This window comes from Ascidiaceihabitans sp. (assembly GCF_039986515.1).
In the GTDB taxonomy this organism is placed as follows: domain Bacteria; phylum Pseudomonadota; class Alphaproteobacteria; order Rhodobacterales; family Rhodobacteraceae; genus Ascidiaceihabitans.
The window spans coordinates 396,401-412,917 of the sequence record NZ_JBDWQO010000015.1; the positions used below are offsets into that span (position 1 = coordinate 396,401).

At 53.8% G+C, this 16,517-nt stretch carries 18 protein-coding genes; 9 read left to right on the top strand and 9 right to left on the bottom strand.

Translation table 11 applies throughout. The features are described from left to right. Positions 1 to 168: 168 nt before the first annotated feature. Positions 169 to 1,497 (bottom strand): amidase family protein, encoded by a 1,329-nt coding sequence (locus ABJL60_RS16520; protein ID WP_348375774.1) that lies wholly within the window; start codon positions 1,495 to 1,497, stop codon positions 169 to 171. 55 nt (positions 1,498 to 1,552) lie between these two features. Between ABJL60_RS16520 and ABJL60_RS16525 the strand changes: the two genes are divergently transcribed. Together ABJL60_RS16525 and ABJL60_RS16530 are read left to right on the top strand one after the other, a co-directional pair. Next, a complete protein-coding gene (locus ABJL60_RS16525; protein ID WP_348375773.1) occupies positions 1,553 to 2,803 on the top strand; it encodes a UbiH/UbiF/VisC/COQ6 family ubiquinone biosynthesis hydroxylase in 1,251 nt (416 codons plus the stop codon). 107 nt (positions 2,804 to 2,910) lie between these two features. Further along, entirely contained in the window at positions 2,911 to 3,567 is a 657-nt protein-coding gene (locus ABJL60_RS16530; protein WP_348375772.1) for a hemolysin III family protein, read from the top strand. An 11-nt stretch (positions 3,568 to 3,578) separates the two neighbouring features. Here ABJL60_RS16530 and ABJL60_RS16535 read toward each other — a convergent pair whose 3' ends face one another. From ABJL60_RS16535 to trxA, 3 genes are read right to left on the bottom strand one after another with little or no spacing between them, the layout of a single operon-like run. Further along, on the bottom strand, positions 3,579 to 3,770 hold the full coding sequence (locus ABJL60_RS16535; RefSeq protein WP_348290998.1) for a Trm112 family protein: 192 nt from the start codon (positions 3,768 to 3,770) through the stop codon (positions 3,579 to 3,581). Continuing rightward, entirely contained in the window at positions 3,767 to 4,411 is a 645-nt protein-coding gene (locus tag ABJL60_RS16540; RefSeq protein ID WP_348291000.1) for an LON peptidase substrate-binding domain-containing protein, read from the bottom strand. Before ABJL60_RS16540 ends, ABJL60_RS16535 begins: the two co-directional genes overlap by 4 nt. 27 nt (positions 4,412 to 4,438) lie before the next feature. Further along, a complete protein-coding gene (gene trxA, locus ABJL60_RS16545) occupies positions 4,439 to 5,353 on the bottom strand; it encodes a thioredoxin (RefSeq protein WP_348291002.1) in 915 nt (304 codons plus the stop codon). 193 nt (positions 5,354 to 5,546) lie between these two features. Between trxA and ABJL60_RS16550 the strand changes: the two genes are divergently transcribed. Together ABJL60_RS16550 and ABJL60_RS16555 are read left to right on the top strand one after the other, a co-directional pair. Beyond that, the gene (locus ABJL60_RS16550) at positions 5,547 to 5,735 is read left to right on the top strand and encodes a DUF6653 family protein (protein ID WP_348375771.1); all 189 of its coding nucleotides are present in this window, start codon (positions 5,547 to 5,549) and stop codon (positions 5,733 to 5,735) included. Between the two features lie 67 nt (positions 5,736 to 5,802). Further along, positions 5,803 to 6,318 (top strand): DUF4334 domain-containing protein, encoded by a 516-nt coding sequence (locus ABJL60_RS16555; RefSeq protein ID WP_348375770.1) that lies wholly within the window; start codon positions 5,803 to 5,805, stop codon positions 6,316 to 6,318. 11 nt (positions 6,319 to 6,329) lie between these two features. Here the strand turns inward: ABJL60_RS16555 and ABJL60_RS16560 are convergent, their stop codons facing one another. Both ABJL60_RS16560 and ABJL60_RS16565 read right to left on the bottom strand, forming a co-directional pair. Next, a complete protein-coding gene (locus ABJL60_RS16560) occupies positions 6,330 to 7,118 on the bottom strand; it encodes an exodeoxyribonuclease III (protein WP_348291007.1) in 789 nt (262 codons plus the stop codon). Positions 7,119 to 7,229: 111 nt separating this feature from the next. After that, positions 7,230 to 8,204: a zinc-dependent alcohol dehydrogenase family protein gene (locus tag ABJL60_RS16565; protein WP_348291009.1), complete on the bottom strand. Its 975-nt coding sequence runs from the start codon at positions 8,202 to 8,204 to the stop codon at positions 7,230 to 7,232. Between the two features lie 260 nt (positions 8,205 to 8,464). On the opposite strand from ABJL60_RS16565, the gene ABJL60_RS16570 reads away from it, so the two are divergent. Next, positions 8,465 to 10,657 carry a methyl-accepting chemotaxis protein gene (locus tag ABJL60_RS16570; protein WP_348375769.1) on the top strand — a complete coding sequence of 731 codons (2,193 nt, stop codon included), beginning with the start codon at positions 8,465 to 8,467 and terminating at the stop codon, positions 10,655 to 10,657. A gap of 249 nt (positions 10,658 to 10,906) precedes the next feature. Here ABJL60_RS16570 and ABJL60_RS16575 read toward each other — a convergent pair whose 3' ends face one another. Then, a complete protein-coding gene (locus ABJL60_RS16575; protein ID WP_108829856.1) occupies positions 10,907 to 11,593 on the bottom strand; it encodes a response regulator transcription factor in 687 nt (228 codons plus the stop codon). A gap of 158 nt (positions 11,594 to 11,751) precedes the next feature. On the opposite strand from ABJL60_RS16575, the gene ribA reads away from it, so the two are divergent. Genes ribA through ABJL60_RS16590 form a run of 3 tightly spaced genes read left to right on the top strand, consistent with a single transcriptional unit; the run spans position 11,752 to position 13,948 of the window. Then, a complete protein-coding gene (gene ribA / locus ABJL60_RS16580; protein WP_348375768.1) occupies positions 11,752 to 12,840 on the top strand; it encodes a GTP cyclohydrolase II in 1,089 nt (362 codons plus the stop codon). Further along, complete coding sequence (locus ABJL60_RS16585) at positions 12,840 to 13,457, top strand: LysE family translocator (protein ID WP_348291014.1); 618 nt, start codon at positions 12,840 to 12,842, stop codon at positions 13,455 to 13,457. Before ribA ends, ABJL60_RS16585 begins: the two co-directional genes overlap by 1 nt. Then, the gene (locus tag ABJL60_RS16590) at positions 13,454 to 13,948 is read left to right on the top strand and encodes a L,D-transpeptidase family protein (protein ID WP_348291016.1); all 495 of its coding nucleotides are present in this window, start codon (positions 13,454 to 13,456) and stop codon (positions 13,946 to 13,948) included. The genes ABJL60_RS16585 and ABJL60_RS16590 overlap by 4 nt, the downstream gene beginning before the upstream one ends. Here ABJL60_RS16590 and ABJL60_RS16595 read toward each other — a convergent pair. Together ABJL60_RS16595 and ABJL60_RS16600 are read right to left on the bottom strand one after the other, a co-directional pair. Beyond that, a complete protein-coding gene (locus ABJL60_RS16595) occupies positions 13,945 to 14,595 on the bottom strand; it encodes a YggS family pyridoxal phosphate-dependent enzyme (protein WP_348375767.1) in 651 nt (216 codons plus the stop codon). The two genes, ABJL60_RS16590 and ABJL60_RS16595, sit on opposite strands and share 4 nt — an antisense overlap. 137 nt (positions 14,596 to 14,732) lie before the next feature. Beyond that, positions 14,733 to 15,707, bottom strand: coding sequence for a porin (locus tag ABJL60_RS16600; RefSeq protein WP_348375765.1), 975 nt, complete (start codon positions 15,705 to 15,707; stop codon positions 14,733 to 14,735). Positions 15,708 to 15,987: 280 nt separating this feature from the next. Between ABJL60_RS16600 and ABJL60_RS16605 the strand changes: the two genes are divergently transcribed. Next, a complete protein-coding gene (locus ABJL60_RS16605; protein WP_108829862.1) occupies positions 15,988 to 16,485 on the top strand; it encodes a DUF3576 domain-containing protein in 498 nt (165 codons plus the stop codon). The last annotated feature ends 32 nt before the right edge of the window (positions 16,486 to 16,517 follow it).

Sequence of the window (16,517 nt, forward strand, 5' to 3'; positions counted from 1 at the left end):
TCGGGATCATTAGCGTCCCGTTTTCTCCAACTTACGCAAGCGGTCCGGTTTCGTCCAGAAAAACAACCCGAAGCCGCGACAATTGTGGCTTTTGAGTCGATCCAGCACTTCATCTCGCAAAATAAACCTCGGGGGAGGCCGCAGGCCGGGGGCAGAGCCCCTCTTCACTCAGGTCAAAGCGGCTTCTGCAGCCGCGCCGATACGCAACAAATGCTCTTCCAAATCCGGGGCGCATAAAAACATGATACCGCAGCTTGGCACTCCCGTAGGCAAGGTCAAACCACATAGACCCAGCATGTTACCTACACGCGTGTTGCGCAAAGCTAAAAGATTTTCCGACACGTAATAGTCTTCTTCGCTGTTCAATCGATCCAGATTGGGCGGCATAATCGCAGACGACGGGCCAAGCACAGCATCATAGCCTGCGGTGGCGGCATCGTATGCTGAACGCAACGCGTCCAATTTGGCCCATCCCGCCACGTAGTCCGCAGCACCATGTGCGGCACCAAGGCGAAAACGCGCCAAAATCTCATCGTACATTGCGTCCGGGTTGGCCTCGATGACGTCTTTCCAAAGGCCATATGCTTCTGAGGTGATCAAAAGTGCGGCCAGATCAACGGCCTCTTGCACTTCAGGGACATCAATATGTTCAACAACAGCACCTGCAGCCACAAGCCGGTCAACTGCGGCTTCGAATGCGGCCAAAGGCTGGGCACGCGTACCATCCAGCATCGAGGTGCGCAAAATCGCAAACCGCCGCCCCTCCAAAGTTGCGCCACGCAAATCCGCAACCGCCGTGCCTTCCATCAAGCCCAAAAGCTGCGCCGCATCTTCGACCGAGCGGGTCAGCGGGCCTATGGTGTCGAATTTCAGCGCCAATGGCACGACACCCTCAAGCGTCAAACGCCCCGCTGTGGTTTTCAATCCGACAAGATCATTCCAGGCCGCAGGAATACGCACAGAGCCACCCGTGTCAGACCCGATCGCCGCTGGCGCCAAATCAAAGGCCACAGAGGCCGCGGCCCCCGACGACGACCCCCCCGGCACGGCATCTGCGTCATTCACGCAAGGCGGTGTGGCCGTGGAAGGGTTATAGCCCAAACCGGAAAACGCCAGTTCACTCATGTGGGTTTTTCCCAAACAAACCAATCCCATAGCGGTCGCATTTGCCAATACAACCGCATCTTGGTCCGGCACGCGGCCTGATAGCAATTTGGACCCAGCCTCGGTCCCTGTTCCTGCTGTATCAAACAGATCTTTCCAGCTGATCGGCACACCATCCAACAAAGACAATCGCTGCCCTGCTTTCGCACGCGTCGCGGCGGCACGGGCTTCTGCCAAAGCACGGTCGTGGGTGACGCGTGCATAAATTCGATCGCGCAAAGGATGTGCTTCAATGGCTTCCAGATAGGTTTGAACCAACGCAACCGGATCGATCGTACCAGCACCAATGCCACGTCCCAAATCACTGGCGGTCATCTTCAACCATGTCTGCATTGCGCCATCTCTCCATATTGTCGATTTCCAACAAACGGTAGCGACGCTTGCGCACATGGACAATCCCCGACACGCAGCCCATATCAACAGCATGACACAAGAAACAGAAATCGCCATTGTAGGCGGCGGGTTGAACGGGCCAATACTGGCTTTGGCCTTGGCGCAATCAGGGATCACATCCACCGTGATCGATGCCCAGAAAACGGAAACCTTCAAGGATGAGGGTTTTAACGGTAAATCTTATGCCGTGGCCCTGACTTCTCAACGGCTTTTGGCGCGTTTGGGGCTTTGGGATGCCCTTGCAGACAACGCCCAACCCATGTTGGAAATCACAGTCACCGACGGCCGTGCCGGCGAAGGGCCCTCACCATTTTTCATGCACTTTGATCATGCAGAGATCGAAGAAGGGCCCATGGGCTATATGGTGCAAGACCGTCATTTGCGACCCGTTCTGTTAGATGCCATCGCGTCAAATCCCCTTGTGACGCACCTGCCGGACACAACCGTCATCGCACAATCTGCCCAACCGGGCGGCGTGTCTGTGTCGCTCAGCACAGAAAAGACACTCACCGCCAAAGCCCTTATCGGATGTGACGGGCGCAGCAGCGGCACGTGCGAACGCGCAGGCATCAAGCGCATTGGGTGGGGATACGCGCAAACGGCATTGGTCTGCGCCATCCAACACGAAAAACCGCACCACGGTGTTGCGCATCAATTTTTCATGCCTGCTGGGCCGTTGGCCATTTTACCTTTGCCGGGCAATCGCAGTTCGATTGTATGGTCCGAGACAGATGAGAACGCGCAAGCTTTCAATGCCCTGCCCGGAGCGGCATATCTTGACATGTTGCGCCCACGCTTTGGCGATTTTCTGGGCGAGATCGCGTTGGAAGGCGAACGGTTCACATATCCCCTGAACCTGACTTTGGCGCAAAACCTTGTTGCTGACCGCGTGGCGCTGGTGGGCGACGCGGCCCACGGCGTCCATCCAATTGCGGGTCAGGGACTGAACGCCGGTATGCGCGACATCGCAGCCTTGGCCCAAATTCTAACCGAAGCCAAGCAGCGCGGCGAAGACATCGGGTCTATTCAGGTTCTCAAGCGGTATGAAGAATGGCGCCGTTTCGACAACGCGGCCCTTGCCATGGCGACGGATGCGTTTAACAAATTGTTTTCCAACGACAACCCATTGCTGCGTTTAGGCCGTGATCTGGGTATGGGTTTGATAAACGCCATGCCTGGCCTGCGCCGCGGGTTCATTCGCGAAGCCGCCGGTCTTACAGGCGATTTGCCAAAATTGATGCGGTAAACGCAGCGCCCACAGGCGAAGAACTTGGGCCAAAGGCAAGATGCGCGGATTTTGCTTTCCGCAACGTTCGACTTGCCTATTGCCCCGTCGGCAACCAAATCTGCGGCATGGCCCAAAGTTCCGCAGATCACTACCCGACCTACAGCCCCTTTGAGCGGCGCGCTGACGCCCTTGTGCATGGTGTGGCCATTGCAGCATCTGCCCTTGGGGCCGTGTATCTGGTCTTGGCATCCACTTTGCCGGGCTTTCACCTGCCAGCCACATTGCTTTACGGCGCGATTATAGTGTTCAGCTTTGCAGCTTCAGCGGCATATCACTTTGCGCCGAACGAAACCGTACGACCTGCCCGCCGTCGTCTGGATCATGCCGCCATCTTCCTGAAAATCGCCGCCACCTACACCCCGCTTGTCGCTTTGATCAACACACCCTTCAGTTATGTCGTGTTGGTCGTGGTATGGGGCATCGGTTTGTACGGGGCAGCCCGAAAGATGTTCTTCTGGCAAAGCCCCGGACCGGGGTCTTTGTTGCTGTATCTTGGCATGGGGTGGCTTAGCGTCAGTTTGGCGAAACCCGTCATCACCCATTTGCCCACACCCACCATCTGGCTTGTGACCATCGGCGGCCTGACCTATTCGGTGGGCACGATTTTCTACAGATGGGAAGGCTTGCGGTTTTCCAATGCCATCTGGCACGGGTTTGTTCTGGTCGCATCTGCGTGCTTTCTCGCAGGCATCGCTTATGCCCAAGCCGTGATGCTGCCCTGACGCCCGAAATCTTAGCTGTCTAGCACCCGCGCTTCATCCACAAGCATCACAGGAATCCCGTTTCGGATCGGATACGCAAGCCCCGCCCCTTCCGAAATCAGCTCTTGTGCAGCCGCATCATATCGCAAGGTTTCATGGCTGCGCGGACAAATCAAAGCTTCCAGCATCCGGCGGTCTGTGTCTGTTGTTGTGTCGTTACTCATTGCAGCATGTCTCCGTCCAGGCCGCCCGCCAGATTGAATTCAATCAACGTCAAAAGCGTTTCGCGGCGTGTGCTTAGGCTTGGGGCTTCAAGCAGTGCTTGTTTGTCTTCGGGTTCAAAGTCCAGCATCATCGACAGCGAATTGATCAACAATTCGTCGTCTGCGTCTTGCAGGGTTTCCCAGTCGGCCGACAGCCCTTGCGCGGTGAAGTATTTTGACAGCTTGTTCAGGAAGGGGTCGCGGTCAAACACGACGTCTTCCTCTGTGTCGCCTAGATCACGATCAAAGCCGTCCCAATTCACCTCGCACCGGCGGTACGGTGTGAAGCCATCTATTTCTTTGACCACTCGGAAGCGCGATACGCCTCCCAAAGTGATCATATAACGGTTGTCTTCGGTCTCTGAAAACTGCGTGATCCGCCCAGCGCACCCGATTGTGTGCAGCCCCGGCCCTTCGCGCCCCGGCACCTCGTTGGGTTGCACCATGCCGATCAGGCGTGCCTCGGTTTTCAACGCATCGTCGAACATTTGCAGATAGCGCGGTTCAAACAGATGCAACGGCAGCCGGGCACGCGGCAAAAGCAGCGCACCGGGCAAAGGGAAAACCGGGATCACATCCGGCAGATCAGTTATCTTTTTCATGAGATGCTACCTAGCCCGCAAAGGCGTTCAGGCAAATATCATTGAACTAAGCTTGCGCCGCCCGTTCAGCGCCACCGGATCGTCCGGCTTCAAGGCTTCGAAAATCGTAAACAATTGCGCTTTGGCCGCGCCATCATTCCATTCGCGGTCTTTTCGGAAAATCGTCAACAGGTGTTCCACAGCCCCTTCGCCATCACCAGCCGCATACATGGCCTGTGCCAAATCCAGACGCGCTTGGTGGTCGTTTTCATCGGCCGCCACAGCCGCTTCCAATTCCGCCAAGGGCCCTGTGTTGGTCGCTTGTTTGGCCAGTTCCAATTGCGCCGCAGCCGCGTCCAATTCTGGCGATGACGAAATTTCGGCAGGCGCGCCGTTCAGGATGCCTTCTGCCTGTTCCAGATCGTCCAACGCGATATGCGCACGAACCAAACCACCGTAAGCCCCTGCATGGTTCGGGTCTTCCTCAAGTATCGCGGCAAAGGTTTGTGCCGCATCGTCTGCTGCGCCCTCGGCCAGCATTTCCTCAGCCGCTTCAACCGCAGAATTCAGATCTTCTGCCGGAGACGTGCCACCCCCCGCTTTGATCACACGCGCCACAAAATCTTCAATTTCGGATTGCGGTACAGCCCCTTGGAACCCGTCCACAGGTTGTCCTTTGTAAAAGGCATACACCGTCGGGATAGATTGGATTTGCAGCTGACCTGCAATCATTTGCGCTTCGTCCACATTGACCTTGGCCATTTTGACAGCACCTTTGGCAGCCGTCACTGCCGCTTCCAGCTGCGGCCCCAATGTTTTGCATGGCCCGCACCAGGGCGCCCAAAAATCAACGATGACGGGCGTGTCTTGCGAAGCCTCCACCACGTCTTGCATAAATGTTGCTTCTGATACGTCTTTGATCAGATCTGCATCCGCTGCCGGTTGGCCGATAATGTCCATCATGTCGTGTTCTCCATCGAGGTTGGCCCCTATATGAAACCTAAGCGCCCAAAAACCAAGGGGCAGGCCAAAGCAGATAGGTGAGAAATGGCAAAATCCTTCGATATCTTCGCTGCATCCGAAAAGATCATGCGCATGGACGACGCGACATGGGTGCGCCACGCCAACCCGTGGTCGGTCTATTCACGCATGACAAATGCCGTTGTTGACCCTTGCGATCCTGTCGCGGGTCTGGATCGGTTGGTGGGCTTTGGCCGCGTTCGCACTGATTGCCCTATGGGTTTGGTGGAATCCACGCGCTTTTGCCGCGCCATCACACACCAATCACTGGGCAGCACATGGCATGGCTATATCAGGGTATGAAAGACACCAACCCAGCCTATAGTGACTGGCAACGGGTCTAACCCAATATTCAAACGGGGCAGTCTTTGCCCACCCCACCGGAGACTGTCATGGCCGCACCAAATCAAAAAATGACGTCCCAAGAGGCACTGACCTATTTCGACAGCCTTGAACCCGTGGACGTGCCGATGATGATCGGAACGTGGCACGGGCAAGGTGTCGACACGGACCACCCTATGGACGGCCTGCTAGAAGCATCCCGTTGGATCGGAAAACGATTTGATGGACCGGACGCGGTTTATCCGCTTGTGCACAAAGGGCTATTCGGGCGTGATTTCTTTGTGAACCCCGCCCTTTTGCCCTTGGGGCTGGTGACGCATCTGCCTTTGCGCGACCCGTTCATCAAGGTGCTGTTTCCGCTTCTCAGCCCGTTTTTAAGCACCGGCAAACCAAAGGCGCGCCTACGCATGACAGAGTTCCGCGGAAAAGTAAGCGCCACAATGCAATATGACGCACGTCCCATAAACGATGTCTTTCGCAAGATTGACGCGCGAAATGTGCTGGGGTTGATGGATCACAAAGGCGCAAAGACCCCGTTCTTTTTCAAGCTCACCAAAGTGGCGTGAACGCCGTTTCGCTACAAATCGAATGTCGCAAACACCGGTGCATGGTCCGATGGCTTTTCCCACCCGCGTGCGTGACGCAAAACGCGGCTGCTGTGCGCCGCCGCCTTGATGTCACCCGTCGCCCAAACATGGTCTAAACGGCGCCCCTTGTCGGCGGCATCCCAATCCTTGGCGCGGTAAGACCACCACGAATAGAGCAGCCCTTCGGGAATATCGGCGCGTGTCACATCATGCCAATCGCCGGCCTCCATCACCTCGTTGAAATGATCGACCTCAATCGGTGTGTGGCTGACGATCTTCAACAGCTTCTTGTGGTCCCACACGTCGTCTTCGCGGGGGGCAATGTTCAAATCGCCCACCAAAATGGATTTTTCAGGGGCTGAGGCACGAAAAGCATCACGCATATCGGTCAGGTAATCCAGTTTTTGGCCGAATTTCTCGTTCACGTCACGATCCGGCACATCCCCCCCTGCGGGCACGTAGTGATTGTGAATCGTGACACCGTTTTCTAGCCGACCTGCGATATGGCGGGCGTGGCCCAATTGCGCAAAGTCTTCGGCCCCAGCTTCGGTCATGGGGATTTTCGACAGGATCGCCACGCCGTTGTACCCCTTTTGCCCTCGCGCAACCATGTGGGTGTATCCAAGCGCTTGAAACCCCTCCAACGGGATTTTGTCGACGGGGCTTTTGCATTCTTGCAGACACAGAACATCAGGGGCCTCTTCACCCAACAGCTTCAAAACGATCGGCTCACGCAAACGAACCGAGTTGATGTTCCAAGTGGCAAGCGAAAAGGACATAGCAGATCTCCGAAGGTTGGTTGAACCTTAACCTATGGCCACAAATGAAAAGACACCATCGCAATTACGACGGTGTCTTGGTTTCTTCCGATCAAACGTATTCTGAAAGGGTCAGATGCCGTTGGGGGCCATTAGAACTTTGCCTTTGCGGCTGCCCGCCCAGGAATACCGCGCCGCTTCCGTGACTTCATCCAAGGTAAAGACCTTGTCGATGGGGGCGTGCAATTCGCCCTTGGCAACCGCCGCCGTCAAAGCACCGTACACAGCCATACGTTCGTCGCGTGACGCTTTTTCAAACCACAGCACCAACCAAAAGCCACGCACTACAATGTCGTTAAAGATCAGTGCGGCAGCCCCCAAAGCAGATGGCTCGTTTGACATTCCACCGTAGTTCACCAGCGTACCGCCCCGTTCAAGCGTATCTGCCAAACGCCCTGCAGTGGCCCCTGCAACCGCATCAATCGCCAGCTTCATTTTGGCACCGGTGGCCTTTTTGACTTCGGCGGCCAGATCAGGCCCATCCACCAAAACAACATCGCCACCCAAGGCTTTCACGTCTTCAACCGCACTGTCACGACGCACAACATTTACGACATTCACGCCGCGCGCCTTCGCAAGTTGCACAATGTAGCCACCCACAGCAGAGTTTGCTGCGGACTGAATGATCCAATCGCCCGGCTTCAGATCGACGTATTCCGTCAACAGCAATTGGGCGGTGGCCGGATTGACCATCATCATGCACAACTGATCGACGTCACCTTCGGGCATCGGCACCAATTGGTGGATACCGGCGACAATTTCTGTAACCCATGTCCCCGCCCCTGCCGGTACCAGAACAAGCTGACCGACTTCGACGCCCGCGCCGTTTACTTCTGTGACGCGACCTATGCCTTCGTTCCCAGCGACAGCAGGCAGCGGAGGACGCACGCCATAATTTCCAGCAATTTGTATCAAATCACTTGGATTTATAGGGGCGCGCAAAACCTCAACACGGGCTTGACCAGCTTCCAACGGCTGACTTTCAGCCTCGACGACCTGCAAGACTGCGACCGGGTCTCCGAACTCTTCGTACACGACTTTTTTCATGTTTTTCTCCAATTTGTTGGCTTCAGGATGGCTTTAGACCGATTGAATTGCACCTAGAACCCGACGTCAGTTGAATTGCAACGTCCCGTCGCGCGTCATTGAAAGCCACATCGCGTAAAATATTTCTCTGGGTGACAGAGGTGCGCAAAGTGAATGTGATTTAGGCATTTCTAAAGAGTTTCGTGGTGAAGGTCAGTCAAAGTGCGCTGCGCGATTTGAATCGCTGTTCAGTGCGCAAGACCTGACGAAAGGCTTTCTGAATGATCTTTGGCAAACGCGCTCCACAACATAACCCGGAAACAGCAGACGCCTTGGCGTTGTGCGCCGCCCTGCATCAATCCCATGGAATGATGACATTGGATCTTGATGGAACTGTACTGGATGCCAATCAGGTCACATTGGACGCTACGGGGTATACTCTTGAGGAATTGAAAGGCCAAAACCACCGGATTTTCGTTGCCCCCGATGAGGTGGACGGTCCAGACTATTCAGTATTTTGGGAAAATTTGCGTAATGGTGAACCGCAAAGTGGCTCATTTTCCAGAAAAACCAAAAACGGCAAAAACATCTGGATTGACGCATCTTATCACCACCTAAGTGATCCATCTGGTGTGCCAGACAGAATTGTAGAAATTGCCACAGATGTTACTGCAAATAAGATTGCGGAATTTGATGCCACAACACAGTTGGAAGCTATTTCAAATTCCCTCGTTGTGATCGAATTTGATCTAGACGGTACGATTTTGACCGCAAACGACAACTTTTTGAAATGTACCGGATATTCACTCGAGCAAGTTCAAGGGAAGAACTACAACATGTTTGTGGAAGACTCAGAACACGAGAGAAACGTATACAAAGCATTGTGGGACAACCTCGGGGATGGAAAATCCGTTCTCGATGATTTTATGCGCATTTCAAGTGATGGCTCAAAAATCTGGGTTCGGACCATGTACAATCCGATTGTGGACACCACCGGCCGCCCTGTCAAAGTCGTTGCACTAGCCGCAGATGTCACAGAAAACAAGATTGCAGCCACTGATGCCGATGGGAAATTGTCTGCCATTTCGAGATCTCAAATCGTGGTGGAATTCGATTTGGACGGGAAAGTGATCTGGGCAAACGACAATTTTCTAGCCAAGTTTGGCCATTCGGCTGACAACGTTATCGGCAAACATCACCGGATTTTCGTGGACAAACAAGACGCAGAAACGCCTGAATACGCGGCCTTTTGGCGAGACCTTGCGCGGGGTAGATTGCATTCGGGACAATACAAGCGCATCGCAGGCGATGGTGCGGAAATCTGGATTCAGGCAAGCTACAATCCAATTTTTGACCTTCAAGGCAAGCCCTACAAAGTCGTCAAATACGCCTTCGAAGTCACTGAAAATATTAGCGCTATGAATGCGCTTGTCGCCGGTTTGGCCTCTTTGTCTGAAGGCGATCTGACCGCCCGTCTCCCGGCGGATTTAAGCGGGCCATTTGAAGGTTTGCGCGATACATTCAACAATACACTCGTGCGCCTTGAAGAACTGGTAAGCGGTATCTTGACCGCGTCTCAGGCAATTGCGACTGAAACGAATTCAATTGCCGAAAACGCGTCAAACCTGTCATTGCGCGGCGAACAACAAGCTGCCACGGTTGAAGAAACCTCCGCCTCCATGGAAGAAATCTCGGCGACAGTCAGCAACACGGTCGACAACGCGAAGATTGCAACGCAAGCCGCGAAAACTGCAGCACAACAAGCACAATCCGGTGGAGACATCGTCACGAATGCAGTTGAGGCTATGTCCCGCATCGAGACAAGCACACAAGAGATCAGCAAAATCGTAGAAGTCATTGACGGGATTGCATTCCAGACCAATCTATTGGCCTTGAATGCAGGCGTAGAAGCAGCGCGGGCGGGTGACGCAGGCCGTGGCTTTGCAGTTGTCGCATCCGAAGTTCGCGCACTTGCGCACCGTTCTTCTGATTCAGCCCGCGAAATCAACGAATTGATCACCAAAAGCAATGAGGAAGTTCTTGAGGGGTCAGAGTTGGTCAACAGCAGCGGCGAAGCGCTGACAAAGATTGTCTCCGGGGTGACTGCCGTCGTCGATAACATCAACGAAATCCTTGAAGCGAGCCAGGAACAAGCCGCAGGCATCACCGAAGTGACCCAGGCGATGCTTCAAATTGACCAAACCACGCAGCATACTGCAGGTTTGGCTGACAAAAGTGCGACCGCGGCAAAACAACTGGCGGAACGGGCTGCCAACCTACGCGAATTGGTCAGCTTCTTTGGCCATGGTCCACTCCAAGACATCAATACCGTTGAAGTCGTCGAGGACCGGCCCATCGAAACGAGAACTTCAGCACTAACATCTCTGGATGTGGCAGTGGGCGATGTGCCGCAATCGTCTGTTTCAAAGGTTCAAACCCGACTTACACCTTCAGATGGTTGGGAAGAATTCTAATGGGCCGGTACCTTTTTTAAAAAGTCGAATGTGCCAACAGTTCCCTAGTTTCATCTATGTCAGACCTTGAACCTTTTGATACCGAACAGACGAAGCCCTTACTTTTGCTCAATGCAAAAAAAAGACCGGGCGCAAGGCCCGGCCAAGTCCAACAGGGAGGTGTACGTCATAACCCGGACGTACGGCGGGAACCTTAACAAACTTACAGCTTAGACAGACTTAAGATTGTGTTTACGTAGATCAAGTCCACTAGGCCATTAATCTGTAACCACCAGATTCGGTAACAAGAAGGCGTGCATTTGACGGATCTGGTTCAATTTTTTGACGCAACCGATAGATATGTGTTTCCAACGTGTGCGTAGTGACACCTGCGTTGTAACCCCAAACCTCATGCAACAGTATATCGCGGGCGACCACGCCATCTGTTGATCTGTGTAGAAACTTGAGAATGTTGGTTTCTTTTTCTGTCAGCCGGATTTTCTTTTCGTCTTCAGTGATTAACATCTTCATCGACGGCTTGAATGTGTATGGCCCCAGCGTGAATACAGCGTCCTCGGACTGTTCATGCTGACGCAATTGGGCGCGGATACGGGCCAGAAGGACCGGAAACTTGAAAGGTTTGCTGACGTAGTCATTGGCTCCGGCATCCAAACCAAGAATTGTATCTGCATCACTATCATGGCCGGTTAGCATCAAAATCGGGGACTTAACGCCTTGTTTGCGCATCAAACGGCACAGTTCGCGGCCGTCCGTATCCGGGAGTCCAACATCAAGAATCACTAAATCGTACAAAGCTTCCTTGGCGCGATCCATTGCATCATGACCGTTCGCTGCCTCGAATACGTCGAAATCTTCCGTCATAATCAATTGTTCCGACAGCGCCTCGCGCAGATCGTCATCGTCATCAACCAACAAAATTTTCTTCAATTGCGCCATGGTGTTCTCCGTTCTCTGCATCATAAATGCGCCTTGAAGGGGAGCAGAACAAGCTTTCCTATCGATGTTTCACAGCCTCGTGTCGGAATGAGCGGAAATATTTCATTTCGGATCACTTTCACCTAGAATATCCACATCAATCACCCCAAAAGTGTAACATGAACTTTGCCCCAACCATAGTCGAACGGCTAGCACGCGCCCGAGCGGACCTTCGAATGGGCGTACCCATCGTACTATTAGGGCCGCAACCCAAGTTGGTTTTTGCAGCGGAAACCCTGGACGTCCTACGTCTGAACGATATTCTGTCACTTGATGGAGATCCCGTTTTAGCCATCACCGAACGTCGCGCCACCACCCTAAAAGCACGCGCATATGATGGTGATGTGGCCCGGGTTTTGCTTCCTAATGATGTCAAACTGGCTTGGATACAGGCCATCGCAGATCCTGCGGATGATTTACAAAACCCGATGAAAGGCCCTTTAAACACGGAACGTGAGGGCGACGCAGAGGGGCACCGGATGGCCATTGCATTGGCCAAAGCGGCGCGCCTTTTGCCATCCGCAGTGGTCATCAACATACCAAACGGGGAGAAGTTTGCGGCACAGAACGGTCTAACTTCTGTGCAAATGACAGAGGCGGCCCCACATTTGGCCGAGTCCAGCATGCTGCATCCCGTGGTTCAAGCAAGGCTGCCTATCGAGGCGGCAGAGGCGGGCCGGCTTCATCTGTTTCGGCCCGAAGACGGCGCGGAAGAACACTACGCGATTGAAATCGGGCGGGCTGATCGAACAAAACCGGTTCTGGCACGACTGCATTCCGCCTGTTTCACCGGCGACGTTTTAGGCAGTTTGAAATGTGACTGCGGTCCGCAATTGCGTGGAGCTTTGGCGCAGATGGGAACCGAAGGAACAGGCGTCCTTTTGTACTTGAACCAAGAAGGTCGCGGTATTGGGCTGGCCAACAAAATGCGGGCATATTCCCTTCAGGATCAAGGCTTCGACACCGTGGAAGCAAACCATCGTCTTGGGTTCGAGGATGACGAACGTGATTTCAAACTGGGCGCTTACATCTTGAAATCAATGGGATTTTCCTCGGTGCGGTTGCTGACCAACAATCCTGCCAAGGTCGATATGATGAAAAAATCGGGCCTGGATGTTGCAGAAAGAGTGCCGCTAAAAGTTGGCGAAAACGAATTTAACACTGCATATCTGGCCACAAAGGCTGCGAAATCAGGACATCTTTTCTGATGGATATGTCACTGTTTCTTAGTTTTTTGACTGCAACCGCGATCATCGTCTGTACGCCAGGTCCGTCGGTTGCATTGGCCAGCAGTCAGGCTGTTCGTTACGGCCCAAAATCCGCGATGATTTGCGTGGCGGGTGATGCGTTGGGGTCCGTGGTCCATATCATCGTGGCCACTGCCAGCCTGCAATATCTGGTTGCTTTGGCTGGTTATGTTTTGCCTTGGCTTCAGATGGCTGGTGGCGCTTACATTCTATATCTTGCATGGCAGGCATTGACAGAGAAAGAGGCGCACCTTGATCTTGCAGGCGCACAGCGCGCATCTTTCCTGTCCGGTTTTTTCGCCTGTGTCACCAACCCGAAGGCGATTGTTTTCTTTGCAGCACTGTTTCCGGGCTTCATTTCGCCGGACCACAGCATTTGGCTTCAATCGCTGATTTACGGATTCATTTTTGTCTCTTTGGATGCCGCATCCATTATTCTATACGCGCTTCTGACATTGCGCAGTTTCCAGTCGCCGTTGGGACGCAAAATCAGTGTCTCTACCTTAAGCGGAATTGGGTTGTTCGGGGTCGGTTCCTTGTTGATCTATAAGGGATACAAAGCGTTATCGCCGCCATGACGCCACATGATCTGGTTTTGACGCCCCAAGGTGTCCGGTTTTTGGGCCGCGTGTTTCCCTGTACAATTGGCAAGTCTGGCCTGTCAAACCACAAGCGCGAGGGTGACGGTGCAACCCCGCGCGGTGTGCACAGGATTGTGGGCATGCTGTATCGCCCGGACCGGATCAAACGGCCGACATCTTGGGCAAAACCGATTGGGCCATCTGACCTGTGGTCGGATGCCTCCGACCATGAAGACTACAATATGATGGTGCGCGCGCCATATTCCCACAGCCATGAAAAACTGCGGCGCCCGGATCCATTGTATGATCTGGTAATTTTGACAGATTGGAACTGGCCTTATGCGGTAAGCGGACGGGGCTCTGCGATTTTCATTCACCAGTATCGCAGGCCCGGGTTTCCAACCGAAGGCTGTGTCGCATTCAGGCGCGATCATCTGGCATGGATCGCGCGCAAAATCACCTTCCAGACCCGGCTGATTGTTCGCTAACCTGGCACGCGGTCTCCAAAGATGGCGGACCCCACACGCACATGCGTGGCCCCCAATGAAATGGCAACTTCGAAATCCGCGCTCATCCCCATCGATCGCCATTGCAGCCCGTGGTGTTCGGCCATTTTGTTCAGCAACGCAAAATGCAGGCTTGCTTCTTCATCAATGGGGGGGATGCACATCAACCCTTTGACAGGAAGATCAAGCGACTGACATTGCTTGATAAAATCGTCCAAATCTTCAGGCAACACACCTGCTTTTTGTGGTTCACGGCCGGTGTTTACCTGAACAGTCAAGTCAGGGCATTTGCCCATTTCATCAGCCAGACGCGCAAAGGTGTTCGCCAGCTTGGGACGATCCAGCGTGTGGATGACGTCAAATAATTCAAAAGCTTGACGCGCTTTGTTGGTTTGCAAAGGTCCAATCAAATGCAGATCAATGGCGCCGTATTTGTCCCGAAAGGCAGGCCATTTGCCAGCCGCCTCTTGCACCTTGTTTTCCCCAAAGCAACGATGGCCCTGATCCAGAACGGCGGCCACCCGATCATCGGGTTGCACCTTGGACACTGCGATCAATTGGGTGCGCCCTGTGCAATCCCATTTTTCTTCCGCCGCAGCAATGCTGTGTTGAATGTCGGTCAGTCCCATAGCGCCCTCGCCTAAAATCTCAGGCACTCAAATAATACTTCACAGGAAAATGAAAGAGAACGCCGCGAAAAAAGAGGGCACAAACGAAAAGAGGCGACCCCGAAAGGCCGCCTCAATTCGATTAAGTGACGTTCAACTTAGAAGTTGAAGCGAACACCCAAGTCAAGACGTGTTACGTCGTTACGGTCGGAAGAGATACCGCCACGCAAGGATGTACCGCCACCGAGATCGTGGTTGAAGTCAACACCGTAGGATGTTTCAGCGAAGTAATCCGCATCAGCAACATATGCTTCGATGTTTGTGGCTGCGCCTACGTCGAAGCGAGCTGCCAGAACCCAGTGGTCGCCGTTACCGGCTGCAGTTGTCAGGTTGTTGTCGTCGCCGTTTTTGGCATATGCAAACGACAGGTCTGCGATACCAACGGAACCACCAACAGACAACGCCCATTCTGTGTCCGCAGCGTTGTCAGAGTCTTGCAGACCCAAAGCAACTGTCCAACCGGAGAATGTGTACGCGAAGTGCGCTGCCAAACGGTCGCTTGTGTCAGAAGCAGACACGTGCATGGAGAAGTCACCAACAGAGTACATAACTTCAACACCGTTCAGACCGGCTGCGCCGCCTGTGTCGGAGTCGTACGCGTCGCCGCGGAAGTTGTATGCTGTGTAGTCATATGTGTGACCTGTCAGACCCAAGTCGATTGGGTACATGCCTGGCATGAATTCCAACGCGCCAAAGATGTTACCAACACCAACTTCAAGACCACCGGAACGTGCGAAGAAACGAACGCCGTTGATGCCTGTTTCTTGACGACCGCGGAAGTCGTTGTCGCCGTCGCCGTCAGCGTCGGATGCTGTGCCGGACGTTGTTGTACCGTCTGCGGAACCGTCGTTGTCCTGTTGGATACGAACGCGTGCACCGAATGTGACGCCAGCGTCAGATTCTGCTGTTGCGTCGATCTGCAGGCGGAAACGGCTTGTGATGTCTGTTGTGTCACCAGCTGCTGTGTCTGTGTACAGGATACCAAAGCGACCGTAGCCGCCGAATGTTACGTCTGCTGCTGCGACGCCGGCTGTTGCCACCAGAGCTGTCGTAGCGAAGAGAACTTTTTTCATGAGTTTTCCCTCGGTTTTTCAATTCACAATGCCCAAACCGGGGAATCCGGAGAGGGTATGAATGGTGTTTCACCTTTTCGCCCCTCTGTTGGCAAGCATTGCACACGCCCTTGATGCAAAGTGCCAAATAATGGTGCAGCTTTGCCACACTTCCTTTCGCCACAATTCCCCCAACTGCGAAAATACCATTTCATACGGCTTGTTATACACATGATAAGGCGCTTGCCCCAACTGCCCTGCTTCTGTAGATCAAAGGGAAACAAGCAATGGGACAGGGCACATGCGGGCACTCACCTTGATCAAATGCACAGTAGCGGTAGCGGCCTTGGGGTCGTTGGTCGCCTGTGGGGGCAACAATAGCATCCTGCGCGGCAAACCCGCCACCGAGCGCCCAAATCAATACACCGATCCAACCAACCCCAACAATCTGGATACGGAAAACACCATCTGGAATGCCTTCAACCGCAAAAGCACAGAAACCAATGTTCTTGTGAACAAATACATCTGGGCTGCAACGATTGAAGTTCTCGATTTCCTGCCGATCCAAACCATTGACCCTTACACCGGCGTCATCGTCACAGGCTATGGCACCCCGCCCAATGGCGGTCGGTCTTACCGCGCCACCGTTTTGATCAAAGACCCGGCGCTGGATGCACGGTCTTTGAACGTGGCACTGCAAACACGCGGTGGCACAGCCCCTGCGGCGACAACCCGCGCCATCGAAGACGCTATTCTATCGCGCGCGCGGCAACTGCGCATCGCGGATAACAAGCTTTAAATCAAAGCTGTTTCACCTTACACGATGCGCCG

Excerpts from the sequence above, each read along its gene's own strand:
- ABJL60_RS16520 (WP_348375774.1), bottom strand. The coding sequence starts at position 1,497 with ATGCAGACATGGTTGAAGATGACCGCCAGTGATTTGGGACGTGGCATT.
- ABJL60_RS16525 (WP_348375773.1), top strand. The coding sequence starts at position 1,553 with ATGGACAATCCCCGACACGCAGCCCATATCAACAGCATGACACAAGAA.
- ABJL60_RS16530 (WP_348375772.1), top strand. The coding sequence starts at position 2,911 with ATGGCCCAAAGTTCCGCAGATCACTACCCGACCTACAGCCCCTTTGAG.
- ABJL60_RS16535 (WP_348290998.1), bottom strand. The coding sequence starts at position 3,770 with ATGAGTAACGACACAACAACAGACACAGACCGCCGGATGCTGGAAGCT.
- ABJL60_RS16540 (WP_348291000.1), bottom strand. The coding sequence starts at position 4,411 with ATGAAAAAGATAACTGATCTGCCGGATGTGATCCCGGTTTTCCCTTTG.
- trxA (WP_348291002.1), bottom strand. The coding sequence starts at position 5,353 with ATGATGGACATTATCGGCCAACCGGCAGCGGATGCAGATCTGATCAAA.
- ABJL60_RS16550 (WP_348375771.1), top strand. The coding sequence starts at position 5,547 with ATGCCGTTGTTGACCCTTGCGATCCTGTCGCGGGTCTGGATCGGTTGG.
- ABJL60_RS16555 (WP_348375770.1), top strand. The coding sequence starts at position 5,803 with ATGGCCGCACCAAATCAAAAAATGACGTCCCAAGAGGCACTGACCTAT.
- ABJL60_RS16560 (WP_348291007.1), bottom strand. The coding sequence starts at position 7,118 with ATGTCCTTTTCGCTTGCCACTTGGAACATCAACTCGGTTCGTTTGCGT.
- ABJL60_RS16565 (WP_348291009.1), bottom strand. The coding sequence starts at position 8,204 with ATGAAAAAAGTCGTGTACGAAGAGTTCGGAGACCCGGTCGCAGTCTTG.
- ABJL60_RS16570 (WP_348375769.1), top strand. The coding sequence starts at position 8,465 with ATGATCTTTGGCAAACGCGCTCCACAACATAACCCGGAAACAGCAGAC.
- ABJL60_RS16575 (WP_108829856.1), bottom strand. The coding sequence starts at position 11,593 with ATGGCGCAATTGAAGAAAATTTTGTTGGTTGATGACGATGACGATCTG.
- ribA (WP_348375768.1), top strand. The coding sequence starts at position 11,752 with ATGAACTTTGCCCCAACCATAGTCGAACGGCTAGCACGCGCCCGAGCG.
- ABJL60_RS16585 (WP_348291014.1), top strand. The coding sequence starts at position 12,840 with ATGGATATGTCACTGTTTCTTAGTTTTTTGACTGCAACCGCGATCATC.
- ABJL60_RS16590 (WP_348291016.1), top strand. The coding sequence starts at position 13,454 with ATGACGCCACATGATCTGGTTTTGACGCCCCAAGGTGTCCGGTTTTTG.
- ABJL60_RS16595 (WP_348375767.1), bottom strand. The coding sequence starts at position 14,595 with ATGGGACTGACCGACATTCAACACAGCATTGCTGCGGCGGAAGAAAAA.
- ABJL60_RS16600 (WP_348375765.1), bottom strand. The coding sequence starts at position 15,707 with ATGAAAAAAGTTCTCTTCGCTACGACAGCTCTGGTGGCAACAGCCGGC.
- ABJL60_RS16605 (WP_108829862.1), top strand. The coding sequence starts at position 15,988 with ATGCGGGCACTCACCTTGATCAAATGCACAGTAGCGGTAGCGGCCTTG.